At 64.2% G+C, this 17912-nt stretch carries 20 protein-coding genes; 3 read left to right on the top strand and 17 right to left on the bottom strand.

Features of this window, described 5'->3' with window-relative positions:
* Positions 1-39: 39 nt before the first annotated feature.
* The 8 genes from tssH to G3N61_RS11095 all read right to left on the bottom strand — a co-directional run bounded on the left by tssH (position 40) and on the right by G3N61_RS11095 (position 9559).
* Positions 40-2709, bottom strand: a complete 2670-nt coding sequence (tssH, locus tag G3N61_RS11130; protein ID WP_205822396.1) for a type VI secretion system ATPase TssH — start codon at positions 2707-2709, stop codon at positions 40-42.
* A gap of 44 nt (positions 2710-2753) precedes the next feature.
* Positions 2754-3854 (bottom strand): type VI secretion system baseplate subunit TssG, encoded by a 1101-nt coding sequence (gene tssG / locus G3N61_RS11125; protein WP_089449805.1) that lies wholly within the window; start codon positions 3852-3854, stop codon positions 2754-2756.
* Positions 3818-5653 (bottom strand): type VI secretion system baseplate subunit TssF, encoded by a 1836-nt coding sequence (gene tssF / locus G3N61_RS11120; RefSeq protein ID WP_043191644.1) that lies wholly within the window; start codon positions 5651-5653, stop codon positions 3818-3820. Before tssF ends, tssG begins: the two co-directional genes overlap by 37 nt.
* A 77-nt stretch (positions 5654-5730) precedes the next feature.
* A complete protein-coding gene (tssE, locus tag G3N61_RS11115) occupies positions 5731-6216 on the bottom strand; it encodes a type VI secretion system baseplate subunit TssE (protein ID WP_043191646.1) in 486 nt (161 codons plus the stop codon).
* Between the two features lie 63 nt (positions 6217-6279).
* Positions 6280-6783 carry a type VI secretion system tube protein Hcp gene (locus G3N61_RS11110; RefSeq protein WP_006477093.1) on the bottom strand — a complete coding sequence of 168 codons (504 nt, stop codon included), beginning with the start codon at positions 6781-6783 and terminating at the stop codon, positions 6280-6282.
* 70 nt (positions 6784-6853) lie between these two features.
* Positions 6854-8344, bottom strand: coding sequence for a type VI secretion system contractile sheath large subunit (gene tssC, locus G3N61_RS11105; RefSeq protein ID WP_011350759.1), 1491 nt, complete (start codon positions 8342-8344; stop codon positions 6854-6856).
* Between the two features lie 15 nt (positions 8345-8359).
* Complete coding sequence (gene tssB, locus G3N61_RS11100; protein WP_043191648.1) at positions 8360-8875, bottom strand: type VI secretion system contractile sheath small subunit; 516 nt, start codon at positions 8873-8875, stop codon at positions 8360-8362.
* A 45-nt stretch (positions 8876-8920) separates the two neighbouring features.
* Positions 8921-9559 carry a tetratricopeptide repeat protein gene (locus tag G3N61_RS11095; protein ID WP_043191651.1) on the bottom strand — a complete coding sequence of 213 codons (639 nt, stop codon included), beginning with the start codon at positions 9557-9559 and terminating at the stop codon, positions 8921-8923.
* 374 nt (positions 9560-9933) lie between these two features.
* Here G3N61_RS11095 and tssJ point away from each other — a divergent pair, with 374 nt between their 5' ends.
* The 3 genes from tssJ (at position 9934) to icmH (ending at position 12774) form a co-directional block, all read left to right on the top strand.
* Positions 9934-10545, top strand: a complete 612-nt coding sequence (gene tssJ / locus G3N61_RS11090; RefSeq protein WP_043191653.1) for a type VI secretion system lipoprotein TssJ — start codon at positions 9934-9936, stop codon at positions 10543-10545.
* Positions 10546-10648: 103 nt separating this feature from the next.
* Positions 10649-11995, top strand: a complete 1347-nt coding sequence (tssK, locus tag G3N61_RS11085) for a type VI secretion system baseplate subunit TssK (protein ID WP_089449804.1) — start codon at positions 10649-10651, stop codon at positions 11993-11995.
* Complete coding sequence (gene icmH / locus G3N61_RS11080; RefSeq protein ID WP_043191659.1) at positions 11992-12774, top strand: type IVB secretion system protein IcmH/DotU; 783 nt, start codon at positions 11992-11994, stop codon at positions 12772-12774. Before tssK ends, icmH begins: the two co-directional genes overlap by 4 nt.
* A 78-nt stretch (positions 12775-12852) precedes the next feature.
* Here the strand turns inward: icmH and G3N61_RS39530 are convergent, their stop codons facing one another.
* The 9 genes from G3N61_RS39530 to G3N61_RS11035 form a co-directional block, all read right to left on the bottom strand.
* A complete protein-coding gene (locus G3N61_RS39530) occupies positions 12853-13560 on the bottom strand; it encodes a hypothetical protein (protein WP_241017689.1) in 708 nt (235 codons plus the stop codon).
* Positions 13557-13916: a hypothetical protein gene (locus tag G3N61_RS11070; protein ID WP_205822395.1), complete on the bottom strand. Its 360-nt coding sequence runs from the start codon at positions 13914-13916 to the stop codon at positions 13557-13559. Before G3N61_RS11070 ends, G3N61_RS39530 begins: the two co-directional genes overlap by 4 nt.
* Positions 13913-14326 (bottom strand): SMI1/KNR4 family protein, encoded by a 414-nt coding sequence (locus G3N61_RS11065; protein WP_205822394.1) that lies wholly within the window; start codon positions 14324-14326, stop codon positions 13913-13915. The genes G3N61_RS11070 and G3N61_RS11065 overlap by 4 nt, the downstream gene beginning before the upstream one ends.
* Positions 14327-14401: 75 nt before the next feature.
* A complete protein-coding gene (locus G3N61_RS11060) occupies positions 14402-14806 on the bottom strand; it encodes an Imm1 family immunity protein (RefSeq protein ID WP_205822393.1) in 405 nt (134 codons plus the stop codon).
* An 81-nt stretch (positions 14807-14887) separates the two neighbouring features.
* The gene (locus G3N61_RS11055; RefSeq protein WP_205822392.1) at positions 14888-15202 is read right to left on the bottom strand and encodes a hypothetical protein; all 315 of its coding nucleotides are present in this window, start codon (positions 15200-15202) and stop codon (positions 14888-14890) included.
* Between the two features lie 266 nt (positions 15203-15468).
* The gene (locus G3N61_RS11050) at positions 15469-16137 is read right to left on the bottom strand and encodes a hypothetical protein (RefSeq protein WP_205822391.1); all 669 of its coding nucleotides are present in this window, start codon (positions 16135-16137) and stop codon (positions 15469-15471) included.
* Positions 16138-16174: 37 nt separating this feature from the next.
* Positions 16175-16783, bottom strand: coding sequence for an ankyrin repeat domain-containing protein (locus tag G3N61_RS11045; RefSeq protein WP_205822390.1), 609 nt, complete (start codon positions 16781-16783; stop codon positions 16175-16177).
* Positions 16784-16907: 124 nt separating this feature from the next.
* Entirely contained in the window at positions 16908-17408 is a 501-nt protein-coding gene (locus tag G3N61_RS11040) for a hypothetical protein (RefSeq protein WP_205822389.1), read from the bottom strand.
* Positions 17409-17437: 29 nt separating this feature from the next.
* On the bottom strand, positions 17438-17755 hold the full coding sequence (locus G3N61_RS11035; RefSeq protein ID WP_205822403.1) for a hypothetical protein: 318 nt from the start codon (positions 17753-17755) through the stop codon (positions 17438-17440).
* Between the last annotated feature and the right edge of the window lie 157 nt (positions 17756-17912).

Raw genomic sequence — 17912 nt, 5'->3', positions numbered from 1 at the left:
TTCGGTCAGTTCATCAATGCTTGTGTTGCGCGGCCGCGCTCATTCGACGGTGTACGTGAATTCGCCGGCCTCGTCCGCGCGCACCGCGATGCGCGCGATGGCCTCGCCGTCGGCGATCCGCCCGAGCACGTGGCCCGCGATCTCCGGGAGCAGCGTGCCGTTCAGGATATGGTCGACGTTGCGGGCGCCCGAATCGACCTCGGTGCAGCGCGCGAGCACCGCATCGACGAGCGATTCGTCCCACTCGAACGCGGCCTTGTGGTTCGCTTCGATCCGGCGGCGGATCCGCTCGAGCTTCAGCTCGATGATCTCGGCCAGCACGTCGTCGGAAATCGGGTAGTACGGCACGACCTTCATCCGCCCGAGGAACGCGGGCTTGAACGTCTTGTACAGCTGCGGGCGCAGCGTCTCGGCGAGCGCGTCCGGATCGGGCAGCTCCTCGGCCGGCTTGTTCAGGCATGCCTGCATCACCGCAGCGGAACCGACGTTCGACGTCAGGATGATCAGCGTGTTGCGGAAGTCGATTTCGCGCCCTTCCGCATCGTCCATCGCGCCCTTGTCGAACACCTGGAAGAACATCTCGAGCACGTCGGGGTGCGCCTTCTCGACTTCGTCGAGCAGCACGACGGAATACGGGTTGCGGCGCACGGCCTCGGTCAGCACGCCACCTTCGCCATAACCGACGTAGCCCGGCGGCGAGCCCTTCAGGCCCGACACGCTGTGCGCTTCCTGGTACTCGCTCATGTTGATCGTGACCATCTTGCGCTCGCCGCCGTACAGGATGTCGGCCAGCGCGAGCGCCGTCTCGGTCTTGCCGACGCCCGACGGCCCGACGAACATGAACACGCCGCGCGGCTTGTTCGGATCCTCGAGGCTCGCGGTCGCGGTGCGCACGCGCTGCGCGATCGCGTCGAGCGCATGGTCCTGGCCGATCACGCGCGCGGCGAGCAGCGGCTGCAGGTTCAGCACCGTATCGATCTCGTCCTTCACCATCCGGCCGAGCGGAATGCCCGTCCACGCGGCGACGATCTCGGCGACCACGTGGCCGTCGACCTGCAGCGGCACCATCGGCTCGCCGTCCTGCAGCGCATGCAACGTCGCGACGCATTCGCTGAGCTTGTCGCGCGCCAACTGCACGTCGAACGGCTTGCCGTCCTCCGACGAGCCGCGCGCCTTGTCGAGCGTCTCGCGCAGGACGGTGATCTCGGCGACGATCGCGCGCTCGGCTTCATAGCGCGCTTCGTCCTTCGCCAGTTGTTCGAGCGCCGCGTCGCGCGTGCCGCGCAGCTCGCCGAGCCGCTCGTCGTGCGACGCGCCGCCGGCCGCCTCGCGCTCCAGCGACGCGATTTCCGCGTCGATCCGCTCGATGCGCTTCTTCGTGTCGTCGATCGCCGCCGGCGTCGCGCTGTGCGCGAGCGCGACCTTCGCGCACGCGGTGTCGAGCACGCTGATCGCCTTGTCCGGCAGCTGGCGGCCGCTGATGTAGCGGTGCGACAGGCGCACGGCCTCGGTAATCGCGTCGTCGAGGATCCGCACGTTGAAGTGCTTCTCCATCAGGCCGGACATCCCGCGCAGCATCGCGGCCGCGAGCGGCTCGCTCGGCTCCTCGACCTTCACGACCTGGAAGCGCCGCGCCAGCGCCGCATCCTTCTCGAAGTACTTCTTGTATTCGCTCCACGTCGTCGCGGCGATCGTGCGCAGCTCGCCGCGCGCGAGCGCCGGCTTCAGCAGGTTCGCCGCGTCGTTCTGGCCGGCCTGGCCGCCCGCGCCGATGATCGTGTGCGCCTCGTCGATGAACAGGATGATCGGATGCGCGCTCTTCTTCACCTCGTCGATCACGCTCTTCAGGCGGTTCTCGAATTCGCCCTTCACGCTCGCACCGGCCTGCAGCAGCCCCATGTCGAGCACGTGCAGCGCGACGCCGCGCAACGGCGGCGGCACGTCGTCGGCGGCGATACGCAGCGCGAGGCCTTCGACGACCGCCGTTTTGCCGACGCCGGCCTCGCCGGTCATGATCGGGTTGTTCTGGCGGCGGCGCATCAGGATGTCGATCGCCTGGCGGATCTCGGCTTCGCGGCCGATCACCGGGTCGATCTTGCCGTCGCGTGCGCGCTGCGTGAGGTTGGTCGTGTACGTGTCGAGCGCGGGCGTCTTCGACGGGCCCGCCGCGGGTGCCATGCCGTCGGCGGCCGGCGCGACGTCGCTACCTTCGTCGTCCAACTGACGCGGCTCGGCTTCGCTCGAGCCGGCCATGATCTCGTCGAACTTGTGCTTCAGGTCCGTCACGTTCATTTCCGCAAACTGCGACGACATCCGTTGCGCGAACTGCGCGAGATCGGGCGCGGTCAGCAGCGCGAGCAGCAGGTGCCCCGAACGGATACGGCCAAGCTGCGAGTCGAGCGAGGCGATCAGCCATGCCTGTTCGAACAGCGCGATCAGATGTACGGAAAACACCGGCGTGCGCGTGTTGCCCGTCTTCAGGCGCGTCAGTTCGCGCTCGAGATCGGCGTGCAGCGCGTGCGGATCGACGCGGCTCGCGCGCAGTGCGAGCGGCAGGTCGCCCGTCGCTTCGTCGAGCAACGCGAGGAACAGGTGCTCCAGATCGACCTCGTAGTGGCCGCGCGCCAGGCACGCGCTTGCCGCACGCTCGGTCGCGTGGCGGCACAGCGGGTTCAGTTTCGTGATCAGGGTCTTCAGAGGCGTGCTCATGGCGTCGATCTCAGGTTCGAATGCGTGTTTGTTGTCGTTCGGAATCAGTGAATCACGTGCAGCTCGTAACGCGCGTCGGAGCGGTCCTCGACCGCGTCGCGCGTGCACAGGAATGCGTCCCAGCCGAGCCGCGAGCCCGCGCCGAGCACGCTCGCGCCCACCTCGGTGCGCTTGAGCACGAGCTTCACCTCGTATTCCAGCGTGACGCCGGCGAGCAGCGTCAGCATCCGCTCCAGTGCGATGGCCTGCGCGCCGCCGGGCAGGAACGCCTCGTAGTCGCGCTTGGACAGCGGGCCGACGACGATCCTCGCGCGCATGTCGCGCTGCCACACGCGCTCGCCGACGAGCGCCGTCGCGCCGAGCACCGCGTTGACCTCGCCGAGCACGCTCAGCTGGTCGGGCGGCACGTCGTACCACTTGCCGACGAACTGGTCGATCTTCACCGGCACGCGGAAATAGTCGGACAGCGTGCGCTGCAGGTACGCGGCCGACATCGGCCGGTGCCGCGCGGCCAGCGCATAGCCGGCGACCGCCTCGTCGAGCACGCCACCCGCGCCGGCCGCGAGGCTGTCGCGCACCTCGTCGCTCGGCACGCCCGCGATCGCGAGCAGCAGCGGCAGGTAGCGCTCGTCGCGGTCGAGCTCGTAGTGGAACGGCAGCCGGTATTTCTTCCACGCGGCATAGAACAGCGCGGTCGCGCGGTTCGAGAACACGTCGAAGAATGCGCGCGCCGCATGGTCGCGCTTCAGGTGCTCGCGCGCGACGATCTGCTCGGTGTAGTGCAGCGGCAGCGCGCCCTGCCCGCCCAGCAGCCCGAAGAACGCGGGCGTCAGCTCGACGTGGCCGAGCTCGCCGGCCGCGAGCGCGGCGCCGCGCGCCTCGCCCGTCTTGAGCTGGGTGCCGTCGTCGTCGAACGAGCGCGCGCCTTCGATTTCGCTCGGCGGAAAGCCGAGCGACAGCGTGTTGCGGAATTCGATGCGCTGCGCGACCACGTCGCCCTGCCGCCACGCGCCGGGCGCATCCGACGCCTGCCGCGCGAACAGCCCTTCGAGCACGCGCACCGCCTGGAAGAACTCGAAGCGGTGCGGTTCGTCGAGCAGCGCGTCGACTACGCCAGGATCGATTCGCCGGTCCGGGGCTTGCATCGGATGATCTCCTCGCCGGTGCGCTTCGACACGACGACTAGTTGAACGAAACTGTTGAGGTGGACGTACAGCCCGAAGAAGCTGTCGAGTACGCGCACGAACGAGGCCAGGCTCGCGCCGACGAAATGCTCCTCGTCGATCGTCAGGCGGATCTCGATGCCGCGCACGAAGGTCGCGAACGGCTTGCCGGGCAGCCATTGCACGGCGCCGCGCTGCTCGACGCCGGCGAGGCCATCGATCTGGCGCATCGACACGGCGGTGCGCCGCAGGTCGTACAGCGTCAGCATTTCCTTCAGCGGCGCGAGGCCGTGCGCGACCAGCGACACGTGATTGAGCGCGAGGTGCGACACGAGCCGCCAGTGCGCGGCACGGCCGCGCTCGAAGCGCACGCTTTGCGTCGGACGGCGCAGCAGCGCGATGCCGCTCGTCTGCGCGCCGCCTTCCTGGAACAGGTCGCCGCCTTCGAGCCCGAACGCGAGCATCGCCGGCAGGTCCCGGTTCGTACAGGTGAGGTCGAGGCTCAGCGTGTCGGTCTGCGGCGACGTCGGCTCGAAATCGATGTCGACGATCGAGATCTCGGTTTCATAGCCGGGGCTCTTCTGCGCGACCCAGTCGTTGCGGCGCGCGAACCAGTAGTGGCCGATCCGCGCCGATTCGCCGTGATGCAGCGAATAGAACGGCCGGAACTCGATCACCGATTCCTCGTGCGCCTGCTGCCGGACGAGCTTCACCGAATCGATCGAATACACCTCGTACGCGAACGCGCGCCGCGCCTCGGCGATCACCGGGTAGGACACCGCGCGGTGCGTGATGCGGATCGGCTCGCCGTGCTGGCGGAACAGGTTGACGATCGGCGTGCAGAACAGCCGGAAGTGGCTCGCCGTCAGCAGTTCGAGCAGCCGCGCGACATGCGAATCGCTGCGCACGTCCTGCAGCACGAGATGCAGCGTCGCGCGCTGGCAGCGGCCGGTCGCGCGCGCGATCGCCGCGAGGTCGAAGTCGACGAAATCGAACTTGTCGGGGAACGCGAAGTATTCGGTGAGCAGGCGATACGCGGGATGCGATTTCGCCGGGTAGTCGATCAGCGCGTCTTCTTCGTCGAAGCCGGCATGCGCGATCGGCAGCTTGCGCAGCGCGGTCCAGCGGCCGTTGCGTTCGGGCTCGACATACGCGCCGAGCACGTTGACGAACAGGCAGTCGGTCAGCGCGGCGACGAACGACTGTTCGCCGTGCAGGTGCGCGCGCAGCGTCGGCAGCTTCAGCGCGCCGAGATCGAGCTGCGCGGCGAGCGATTCGAACGTGATCGAGATCACGCCCGTCGCGTTCGACGGCAGCACCGTCGCGCTCGGTGCGAGTGCGACCGGCGTGAAGCGGGCTTCCGAGATGCGAATCGGCGCGAGCGTCACGTCGTAGGCCGTGCGGAACCGGCACTGCACGCCGCGGATCGGGCGGCTCTTCAGCTCGGTGCCGCGATCGATCACGACCGGTTCGGTCTGCTGGCCGGGCGACGCCGGCGTGAACTGCGCGATCGAGCACGACGGGAACGGCCGCAGGTAGTGCGGATACAGCACTTCCAGCAGCGCTTCGGTGAATTCGGGGTAATCGTCGTCGAGCTTCTTGTTGATCCGCGCGCCGAGCAGCGCGAACGACTCGATCATCCGCTCGACGTGCGGATCCTCGCAATGCTCGCCCGACAGCGCGAGCCGCGCCGCGATCTTCGGATAGCGTTCCGCGAAATCTCGCGAATAGCGCCGCAAAAACGATAATTCGCGCTCGTAATACGGCAGCAATTCTTCCATCGACGACCCCGAACCTCAATATTTCCTGCCGGACCCTGATCCACCACCGGGCGGTCCGGCCCGCTCGGCGGCATGATTTACTGCATTCTTGCGGCGCGTGCGCGCGTGACCGAATACTGCAGCGTCGACGGCTGCAGCATCGCGTCGAAACTCACCGGCTCCTCGGCCGGGTGCACGACGAGCAGCGCCTGAATCGCGAAGTAGAGCGCGTTGGTGGCCTGCTCGTTCAGCTCGAACGTCACCTGCACCTGCTGCAGCCGCGGCTCGTGACGCGCGATGGCTTGCTGGATCGACTTGCAGATGAACGCGCGATCGTAGTGACTCGCGAGGCTCAGCCCCGCGAAATCGTTCAACCCGTAGGTCAGCACCGACTTCTGGCATTCCGGCAGCGCGGCCAGCTCGATTTCGGTGTGGGCGATACGGGTGTTGAGAATCGCCTCGACGTCGCGGGCGACCGTGTTCTTGAGCTCGTCCAGCGACAATTGCCGCATCGCTGCCGAGGCCGGCAGGTGCGGTTCGTCGTCGAACAGCTTGTCGAGAAAACTGGGTTCGAATCGTTTCATCGGGTCGGTGCGCACAGCGAAAACGGCAACGGGACGCCGCGCGCCCCGTTGCCGCAACCGACCTTAGACCGCGTAGGTCTTGTCGTTCTTCGTCAGACTCCAGGCGCCTTGCGTGTTGCCGCCCTGGTTGCCGCCGATCTTCTGCTGGGTTTGCTTCCACTGCACAGCTGCGTACTTCAGCGAGAACGTCTCGAGCGGCAGACCTTCTTCGCGAACGCTCGGAGCGATGCTCGAGATGATCACGTACTTGAGCTTGACTTCCAGATACTGCACGCGCTTGCCTTCACCGTCAGCGCGCGAGAAATGGACCGTCACCTCGTCGAACGTGGTGCCGCCCGAAGCGTGTTGGTACAGCAGCGGGCTCGACGAATCGATTTCCTTCGTGAAAATCATGTCGCCGTGTTCGCAACGCGTCATCGTGTGACCGCCAGCGGTCGATGCGGTTGCCGAACGCGGTTGAACGATCGAGTGATCCCACGATTTCAGCTCGATCCAGCCCTGGTGGTCCTTGTCCGCGGATTCGCCCTTCACCGCGGGACTACCAAACTGCAAGTGCATATGTAACATGGCCCTTCGACTCCCCAAAGAGGTGGTTTTAACGTCCTACCCAGGCGGCCCGCCCGGGCGATTTACTCGCTTATGAATTTGCCGGTTTGGGCAGATCAGCGACAAGTCGCAGAGAAATCGAGAGTTCGTCGAGCTGAAAGTGCGGGCGCAGGAACGCGACCGAACGATACGAGCCCGGCTTGCCCGGAATCTCCGACACTTGTATGGATGCCTCACGCAGCGGAAATTGCGCTTTCTGTTCCTGCGAGGCGTTATCGTCGAGCAGGACGTACTGCGAAATCCACCGGTTGAGGAAAGTCTCCACGTTCTGCGCCGATGCGAAGCTGCCGATCTTGTCCCGCATCATCGCCTTCAGGTAGTGCGCGACGCGCGATACCGAGAAGATGTACTGAAGCTGGGCGGACAGGACAGCGTTCGCATTCGCGCTGTCGGTGCTGTATTTCTTGGGCTTCTGCACCGACTGCGCAGCGAAGAACGCGGCGTAATCTGAGTTCTTGCAATGGACGAGCGGGATGAAGCCGAGGTCGCTCAGCTCCTTCTCGCGGCGATCGGTGATCGCGATTTCGGTCGGGCACTTCAGCGCGACTTCACCGTCGTCGGTCTTGAACGTGTGGGTCGGCAGGTCCTCGACGAGGCCGCCGCCTTCGACGCCGCGGATCGCCGCGCACCAGCCGAAGTCGTCGAATGCGGCCGTCAGGCGCGCAGCGAACGCCCACGCGGCGTTGCACCACAGGTACTTGTCGTGGTCGGTGCCGTCGACGTCCTCGACGAAGTTGAAGTTCTCCGCGGTCTGGCCGTCCTTCGGATTGAACGGCAGGCGGCCGAGGAAGCGCGGCAGCGTCAGGCCGACGTAGCGCGAATCTTCGGCGTCGCGGAACGACTTCCACTTCGCATATTCGACCGTATCGAACACCTTGCCGAGGTCGCGCGGCTTGCCGAGGTCGGAGAACGACTCGAGGCCGAGCAGCTCGGGCGATGCCGACGCGATGAACGGTGCATGCGCAGCCGCCGCGACGTGCGACATCTGCTCGATGAAGTACATGTCTTCCGGCTGGCGCGAGATCTCGTAATCGCCGATCAGCGCACCGAACGGCGAGCCGCCGAACGTGCCGAACTCTTCTTCGTAGACCTTCTTGAACAGCGCGCTCTGGTCGAACTCGCTCGCGCCCTTGAAATCGCGCACGAGGTCGCGCTTCGGTGCGTGCAGCGCCTTGATCTTGATCGTCTGGCCGGTGTTGCTTTCCTTGACCAGATAGTCCATCCCGCGCCACGTGCTTTCGAGGCGCTGGAATTCCGGCGCGTGCATCACGGCGGAAAGCTGCGTGGAAATCAGGCGGTCGAGTTCCGCGACGCGCGCGTCGATCGTGGCCGACAGGTTGTCCGACACGATCACCGTGCCGTCGAGCACCTGGTGCACGAGTTCGCCGATCAGGTCCTTCGCACGCGCATGCTCGGAATCGGATTTCGCGACCTTGCTCTTCTCGACGATGTCGTCGAGCAGCGAGGTCCCGGCGGCGTAGTCCGCGCCGCTCGCTTGGGCCGCAGCCGTTTGCTGGTTCATCTCAACACTCCGTCGTCATTCGCCGTCTTTGTCGCCGCCCGTGCCCTTCGCGAGCTCCTGCAGCTGCTGCGTGTTCTTCAGCACATCGGACAGCAGATCCTCGAGCTTGTCGTTGCCGGCGAGCTTGTTGCGCAGGTCGGCGAGCTTCGAACGCGCCTCGAGCAGGCGGCGCAGCGGCTCGACCTGTTCGACGACTTCGTCCGGGCTGAAATCCGACAGCGAACGGAATTTCAGGTCCACCGCGAACTTGCCGCCTTCCGGGCTCAGGCGGTTTTCCACCTGGAACGCGGCACGCGGCTCGATCGCCTTCATCACGTCGTCGAAATTGTCGCGATCGATGTTGACGAATTTACGGTCGCGCAGCTTCGGCTGCTCGATTTCGGACTGGCCCGCCAGATCGCCGACGACCCCGACGACGAACGGCAGTTCCTTCACCTCGATCGCATCGCCCTTCTCGACCTCGTAGGTCAGTTGGACGCGCGGCGGCCGTATTTTCTGCAAGCTTTTCTGAATGCTTTCTTTCTTGGCCATCTCGACGGCTCCCAGGTTAGTTGTGGTTATCGCGTCAGTTTGCGGTCAGTTGCGCAGTGCGCCGAACGGGTCACCGCCCTTCGCCCCGCCGCCCGACGACGTGTTCGTCGGCGCCACCGTAGCAGTGGCTTCAGAGGTCTGCGTCTGGCTGGGCTTCTTGTGCACGACCGTGCGGACCCGCTTGGTCCGGACAGTGGCGCGGGCATTCGTCTCCGGCGGGAACAGCGCCGATTCGCCCAGCGTATCGCGCAGCTGCTTCGCGAGCGCCTGCGCGTCGGACTTCGCATCGCCCGCGAGCGACGAATCCTGGCGCAGCTCGCCGAGCGACTGCGTCGCGATCCGCAGGCCGGCCACGGCCAGCACGCTCTTTGCCTGACGATCGGTCGCGTCGCGCTGCAGGGCTTCCTGCGCGGCAACGATTGCCTGACCGTAGTGGTTCTGGGCGAACTGGATTTGCGCGATGCGCGACCACGGCTCCTCGCGCGTCGGATCCGACTTGGCGAGCTGCTGGTACAGGCCGAGTGCCTTGTCCTGGTCACCCGCCTTCGCAACTGCGTCCGCATCGGCCAGCGACTTGTTGAACACCTCGGCAGTCGGCGGCGCGGGAGGCTGGCTCGCACAACCGGCGATCACGCCGCAAGCCACTACTACCCCAGACAGTTTTGCGAAGAGACGGTCTTTCATCGTTATATCCACCGGCGCGTGAGTTTTAAATCGTTGAGAATCTGGTTCTTTTGCTTTGCAAGAAGCGCGCGGGTATAGTACCGATCAATTTTTCATAATTCAATCGTCGTGTGAAGAGTAATTCCTTTTAAAACCGGGCGCTACCCCCTCCAATGGCCTCCCGCTGCGGGCTCGCAGCGATTTTGCTATCGGTCGGAATGGGCAAGTTTTACTGATTGCGCGACGCACCGCCCGAATGGCGGAAAAATTTTCCGGACGCTTGCCACGACGCGGGCGTGCTTAATAGTTGAATGGTGCAATGTCGGGGATACGCAGCGAACGCGGCAATACCCGGCAGATTTGACAGGGATAAAAGGCGGCACGCCGGAAATACGATGAGATCGCTGATGATTCGCTATGCGCTGCCACTGCTTGCCTGCGCGCTTCTGGCCGGATGCGCGGCCGCCCCGCTGCTCGGCTCGGCCGCGAGCGCCGTGATGTCCGCAGCCGGCATCGGCAAGCCCGAGGTACCCGACGCGCAGAAGCCGCCGCGCAACCTCGGCATCACGCTCGCCGCAGCGCCGAACCTGAATGCCGCGACCGACAACAAGCCGCTCGCACTCGTCGTGCGGCTCTATACGCTGAAGGATCCGACCTCGTTCCAGCAGGCGCCGTTCGACGCATTTACCGACCCGACCAAGGAAAAGGCCGCGCTGGGCGCCGACCTGCTGAACGTGCGTGAAATCACGCTGATTCCGGGCCAGCGCTACACGGCGACCGAGAAGGTTTCGCGCGAAGCGCAGGCATTCGGCATCGTCGCGCTGTTCCGCGATCCCGCACTACAACGATGGAAACTGACGTTCGATCCGGTGAAGTCGGAGAAATCCGGCATAATCATCGGCCTGCATAATTGCGCGATGACGGTCACCGACGGCACTGTCATCGCACCGCAACAGGGTGCGCCTTCGCAACCGCTGAATTTGCTTTCTTCGGTCTCCTGCGGTTAAACAATGACGCACGAATGTCAATTAACAAGAGTTAACAATTGGCGATTTAATTCGGGCACGAACAAATCGATTACATCGCAACGCGACATTAACCGGATTTGACATGAGTTATTCGGCCAAGGTGCTGTGGGGGGAAGGGCTGTTCCTCCGGCCTCAACACTTTCAGCGACAGGACGCGTACCACGAAGCGCGCCTGTTCGAATCGATCCAGGCGATCCAGCCGTACAACTGGGGCGTGCGCTCGGTGCGCATCGACCGCGATGCGCTCGGCAGCAACGTGCTGCGGGTGGCCGAGCTCGCGCTCGTGTTCCCGGACGGCGCACTGTATGCCGCGCCGCAGGCCGACGACCTGCCGCCGCCGATCGCGCTGGACACGCTGCCTGACGGCATCAACGAATTCGTGTTCTATCTCGCGCTGCACCCGCTGCGCGAGAACGCCACCAACTACAGCGACGATCCGGCCGCCGGCTTCATGACGCGTTTCGTCAGCGAGCAGACGAGCGTCGCCGACAACTTCACCGACGCGGCCGAAGCCGACATCACGTTCCTGAAGACGCAGGTCAAGCTGATCGCGCACAGCGAACCGCGTGACCAGCTGCTGTCGGTACCGCTCGTGCGCGTGCGCCGCACCGCGACGTCCGGTTTCGAGATCGACGACAGCTTCGTGCCGCCGTGCCTCGCGATCGACGCGTCGCCGATCCTGCACCAGCGGCTGCGCCAGCTCGTCGACGCGCTGCAGGCGAAGGTGAACGCGCTGTACGGCTTCCACCGCGAGCCGTCGAAGAACATCATCGAGTTCCGCTCGGGCGACATCGCGTCGTTCTGGCTGCTGCACACCGCCAACGCCGCGTTCGCGACGCTCGCGCACCTGCACCAGCATGCGGCGCTGCATCCGGAGCGGCTGTTCCAGGAGCTGCTGCGCCTCGCGGGCCAGCTGATGACGTTCTCGAAGGGCTATACGCTCGCCGACCTGCCGGTGTACCGCCACGACGATCCGGGCCCGAGCTTTGCGCGTCTCGACCTGATGCTGCGCGAACTGCTCGACACCGTGATCTCGACGCGCTACTTCGCGATCACGCTCGACGAAGTGCGCCCGTCGTTCCACCTCGGCCGCCTCGATTCGGGCAAGATCGACGACAAGACCGAGTTCTACCTCGCGGTGTCCGCGGACATGCCGAGCGTCGAGCTCGTCGATGCGGTGCCGGCCCGCTTCAAGGTCGGCGCACCCGACGACGTCGACAAGCTCGTGCTGTCGGCCATGCCCGGCGTGCGGCTCTCGTACACGCCGCAGGTGCCGCCCGCGATTCCGGTGCGCCCCGGCGCCTGCTACTTCGCGCTCGATTCGCGCGGCGCGCTGTACGAGCGGATGTTGCAGGCCCAGTCCGCGATGATCTACGCGCCGACTGGCATCAATGACCTGAAATTCGAACTGATCGCGGTCACATCATGAGCTACGCGCCTTCCCTGTTCGGCGACAACGCGCCGGCCCCCCTGCATAGCCCGGCGTCGACGGACGCGTCGTTCCAGGCCCGTTCGCTGCTCGACCTGCTGTACGACGGCTTCTTCATGCTGTTCCTGCTCAAGAACGGGCGGGAGCCGGAGAGCGCGGGCGAGTTCAGCACGCGGATCCAGGAATTCCTGTCGGACTTCGAGCGCGGGGCGAAGAAGCTGAATATCGCGGCTGAAGATGTGTACAGCTCGAAGTTCGCGTTCTGCGCGGCCATCGACGAGATGGTGCTGTCGTCGCAGTTCAAGATCCGCACGGACTGGGAACGCCGGCCGCTGCAGCTCGTGCTGTTCGGCGAGCAGCTCGCGGGCGAGAAGTTCTTCCAGTATCTCGAGGAATGCCGCGCACAGGGCGCGGCGCGGCTGCAATCGCTCGAGGTGTTTCACATGTGCCTGCTGCTCGGGTTCCAGGGCAAGTATCTGCTCGAAGGGCCGGAGAAGCTGGCCTACCTCACGGCGCGGCTGGGGGACGAGATCGCGCATATGAAGGGCAAGCGGGCGCCGTTCGCACCGCATTGGCCGCTGCCGGACCAGATCGCGCACCGGTTGAAGCGCGAGGTGCCGGTTTGGGCGATCGGCGCGGTGTTCGCGCTGGTTGCGCTGCTCGGCTATCTCGGGCTCAACACGTATCTGAAGGACAAGACGCTGCAAGCGCTGGCGCCTTATTCGCAAGTGATCAAGGTCGGGCCGGAATCGGCGAATCTGACGATTTCGCTGCCTTGAGGGCGCGTTCTCTGCGCGTCGCTTCACGATAAAAAAGGACCGCCGAGCGGTCCTTTTTTATTGCGGCGCTCCGTTCCGTCATGCTCGCGACTGCATGCCGTTCGGGCCCAGATCGAGGAAATCGTCGTGGCGATCGAAATGGTTGAGGCAACGGACGACGTCCTCGATCGATGCGTCCGGTTTCTGGCGATAGGCGAGATCGACGACGTCCTGAAAGTGCTCGCACGAGTACTGGAATACGTAACCCAGTTCGGCGACCCTTTCAGGGTAGATCTCGCGATCCTCGTCGTCGACCTGGACCGTATCGCCGATGTAAATCGTCTGTTGCGGATGCAGCGCTGCGTCGCCGTCCTTTCCGTAAACGTCGTATAGCCAAGCGGGATCGTAGCGCTCCCGCCGTTCGGCCTTCGCGCGAACGACGGCGATGAACTCGGCAAGCGTGAAGGTTCGGTGCTTGAAATCTTCCGGGCCGCGAATCTGCAATCCGATGCGCTCGCATTCGATACGCGCCAGCCATTGTTCGGCCTTGCCACGCTCGACCGCCAGCAGGCCGGCATCCGTGTCGCTTGCCGCCGCAAGCGCCCGCTCCAGGAACGGCCGTGCCGATACGCCGCGTGAGGTTTCACACAACAGTTCCCCGAGTGCAACGAGCGACTGCACGAGCGCCACGCGATCGCCCTCCTGCTCGGCCTCGGTCAGCGCGAGACACAGTGCGGCTTCGCCACGATCCGTCATGCCACGATCGAGCAGCATCAATGCCTTGCGGAAGGTTTGCCGCGCACTCACGCTGACGCCTCGTTGTCAGGCAGATCCATCCAGATGTCCTCGTAACCGGTGTCGTCGATGATGAAACGCGTGCCGGCCGGCAGCATCAGATAAGGCAGGACCAGCGGCAGGAACGTGGACAGATGCGCGACGTGCAACGGCTGATAAAAATCGTCCGCATCCGAGTATTCGCCGCAATGAAAAAACCAGCTTACGTTGCGACCTTCGGACAGCATCACGCGCGTGCCGTAGACAGGCGCCTTCCCGAGCGTCGACATCGCGACGGCAACCATGTCCTCGGGTTCGGCTGCTCGCAGACCGTATCGCGCACACACCGCCTTCTGGCGTTCACGCATCGCAACAGGATCATCGGTCACGTTCGATTCGCTCCTTCGCCCGCCTGGCCCCGCATCGACAGAAAGGTGGCGAAATCGTCGGCCACGTGTGCCGTCTCGCCCGTCTCGTGCGACCAGAGGACGATCGCCGGCTCCAACGACGCACCGACCCGGTCGTAATCGAAGCAATAGTAGTCACCCGTCCCGAACTCGGCAAACGGCAACAGGTTCGAGAAATCGGCATCCGTGTGGTCGAAGTTGTCTCGCCACTCGCGCCAACCCTCGTTGTAGTGCCGAACGATCGAATTCCACGTCTTGCGCGGATTGCGCGCATCGAAGACGGGGAACACCGGCATTCCGCCGAGCGACCGGCCATTGTTGAGCAGCAGCCATGCCGCGAACGCGTGCGGCAACGCGCGGCCGAGCGCTGCTTCGGCCGCTTCGATTTCCACCGTGGTCGTACCGATGGGTGCTGTCCGGATCATCGATCGGTCTCCGTCAATGCGCGCCGCGTTTGTATCGGCGTATCAGCCGGGTTGCCAACATAGCGCGGGATCGGCGCCGCCGCGCGAGACGAAATAAATCGCTGCCTGCACGGCCGTCGCGCGATCCACGCAGTCTCGCGCCCGATAGCTGCCGCGCTGGCCACCCGCGACCAGTTCGATCGTTTCGCCAGCCGGCGCAGTGGGTGCCGTCAGATTCAGCAACGCGGCGTCGACGTGCGAGGCAATGAACAGGACATACCGATCGTCACTACCGCCGCCTATCGTCATCACCATCCCGTCGCTCGTCTCGAATGCGACAGTCGAGCGATCGCGCCCGTTCAGCCGTTCGACTGCCGCGCTGGCTTGCGCAACGCTGTCGCATTGCGCTTCCGTCACGTGCGAGCGGTTGCCGGTATACGTTTCTTCGATCACCTTCGTGGTTCGCATTCGATGTCCTTCGACGCTGAATCAAACGGACGGGTTACGTTGTCCGAGCGAAGTTCGGCGCTTCACGCTCGACCGGATCCGTTACTCAATACTCGTCACCCAATAGAAATCGGAAGCGGCCAAACCGAACCGCGTCGTCACAACCTCTACCGCCTGCGCCGTTTTCACCTTCGAATCGACGCTGACGACCACGCCTTTTATCGGGGCGTTGATGTAATACATGAACCGCATCGGCCCGACCGTGTCGTCGAGCAGCATGCCTGCATAGTATTCGTCCAGATCGTCGACACCCTTCTCGAATGGAATCCCGGTCAGCGCCGAGCATTCAGAATGGTCGAATCCGAGCATGCAGACAGGCCTGTCATTGCCACTGGGCCAAACACGGGTCTCGTTCATTGTCGGCAGACCTTCGTTACTGTGGTTCGCTACACCCCGGCTCTTGAATCCTGCGCAAGCGTCGGCACGGTATCGATAGCTTGTGGTCACTTCCGGCGGGCAGTACGCGCGGTATGGCTTCACGACCGGTCGAGCCACCCGGAGAGCAGGTCGTCGTCGTGCACGTCATGCTCGTCGCGTGTGGGACCGGGTTCCGGTCAACAGCGGGTGTCTGCCAGGCCATCCGTGTCGTGACCGTCCAGCCTCATGACACGACTCGCCCGCACTCACCCATCGACCATCTCCATGAACACCGCCGCTTCCGCATCCGGCAGCGCGTCGCTTATCCGCGACCGGACCTCCGCCACGAATGCCGGCCGGATTTCATCCGTGTCGTCGAAGATATCGCGCGCATGCTTTCCGACGTACAGATCGCACCAGATCCACAACGCGTGCGCGAAATGCGTGAGGGATGGCGCGACGCGCAATGGTGTCCAGGCGCCCGCGCCGTGGCGATCGAACAGCACGTCTCCTTCCGGCACGACGATAACAGGATCGCCGCCCATCTGACCCAACACGATCCAGTCGTCGTGCCATCCGGACAGCCGCCGGCCCGATGCGTCGACGCGATAGCCGGTCTGGCCGATCACGAGGCTCGCCGGGTTGCCGTATAACTCGAGGTTGTCAGCGGTCCAGGGGATCGACAGATCGACGTTGTCGAGCGCGTTGAACCACGCGGCAATGTCCGCGCTGACCGAGACGGATCTCGCGTGTGCGGGATGAGCGGGAGCACGCGCGCCGATGCTTGCGCGTGTGTCCACCGTGCAGCGAATCCGGACGATGAACGGATTCAGATCCCGATTGGGCATATCGTGCCTCCCGTCGACATTGCGCGTTGCCGAATCGCTTGTGAACGATGCCGGCGGTGCGTCCTTCTGTGTGCCGCCTGCCAACACCTGAGTAAATCGTCGATCCCGGAGATCGACAATGCCATCAGTCGAATTTCAGGTGTCCATCGAGCCACTTCCCGACCGCGTTCCTGCCGAGATCGGACGCGAATTGCTTCAAACGAAGCGCCTCGTCGCGGCTCACCTCAACCCCTCTTCGCAACAACACATTCAGCCCCGCTATCGCGGCGTCTTCCCCGTCAAGGCAATAGAGCGCCTGCCGGATCGGCGTGAGACCGTTTGCCGCCACCGTCGACATGTTGGCACCGGCATCGATCAGTTTCTCCGCTCGCGCGATCAATCCGAATTTCAACGCCGCCGATAGCGCCGTGATACCGCTGCGGTTCGGCTCGTCAAGCAGGCGCCGTGTCGCATACCATGCCACCGCTTGCTCGAAGAGCGCCGCATCGCGATCCAGCGTCGCGCAATGCAGAAACGTATCTCCGGTGCGTTCGTTCCTCTGCAGGAAATTCACGTGGTTGCCGTCCAGAAAATCGAAGATCGCTCGACTTCTTGCGACATGGAACAGGATGGGCATGCCCTCAAGCACATCCTGTCTTGCAATGTTGGGCAGCAGCCGCTGAATCGGAGCCAGGTCACCTTCCGAGAACGCACCGGCCGCCTCGAAAATATCAACAAGGAATTCTGCATTCATACTCGGTCCCCCTCTGGTTCTCGACCCGCGTCGCGTCGTGCTCCAACCGATGGCGGGTGTCGGCGGGGTCTCACGCGTACTGCACCGCATGGCTGCATCCGGTCGCTGGCGCCTTCCGCACCAGCTAGACATTCGAAAAGACGACCAACCTGCCCGCGGGATGCCGGCCATCCCAGCCACACGGGAAACCACCGTCGAGATAGGCATGCAGGATACTGTCCCAAATCGGCGGGAAGCAATCGTTGGCGTAGCACTGAAACAGAATGCCGATATCCCGGATCATCAGCTCGATCAGCGGACACGACACCGCATTCGTCCACTTGAGATCCGCGCCGTTGAAGTGCTTGCCTTCGATGCCCCAGTGCTGATTCTTCATCAACCGGGATGCAATCTGGCGGCTCCATTCGAAGCCAGCGGGGAACACCGCCTCAGCGTCACTGACCGACTCCCATTCGTCGAAGTCGTCGAACGAATCATCGGTCGCGAAGCGACGTGCGATCGCCGCGTCCCGGACAACGTGATGTGCCACTGGATCGCCGCGATAGGCGGCACCAAAAAATGCGTCCTGCTCGAGAAATCGTACGAGCGGATCGGCTGCAATCAGCACGTCATGCCAGGATTTCATGGCGACTCGCGGCGGATCATGGCGTCAGGTCAGAACAGGATGAACGCGTCGTTCTCGACGTAAAAAACGAACGCATCGAGCAACTGAAGCACGCTCGGTTCGTCGACCTGATCGTGGGCGTTGGTCACGATGTCCTCGATCGTCGCGCTGTCCAACGTGATCCGCCAGCCGGGTTGATTCGCGGCAGCAGGGACAGCGTCGTCCTCCGCATCCTGGGTGTCTTCAAAGAACACGCCTTCGGTATCGAGCGTCCATGGCATGGGCGGCAAGTAGAGCCATCCTGCGAAGTCGCCCGGGCGCTCGAGGATCTGTTTCAGCGATGCTTCAGTCACGGAAGTGGTCAACATGGGTGGTGCGGTTGTAGCTGGGGCAAATGCGTCGGGGGCTGGATCGAGGTGGCGAATCGCCTCCTTCTCCGCCACCTGTTACGTAACGGCCGAACGCGCGTGGTTACTGTCTGTCGCGCTCGTGCTGCGAGCCGTAATTATGCCAATTTCGTACCCG

It is taken from the genome of Burkholderia sp. Ac-20349 (genome assembly GCF_017104865.1).
GTDB classification, from domain to species: Bacteria; Pseudomonadota; Gammaproteobacteria; order Burkholderiales; family Burkholderiaceae; genus Burkholderia; species Burkholderia aenigmatica.
The sequence above is the reverse complement of the archived record's forward strand: the minus strand, read 5'-3'. Positions and strand labels throughout refer to the sequence as shown.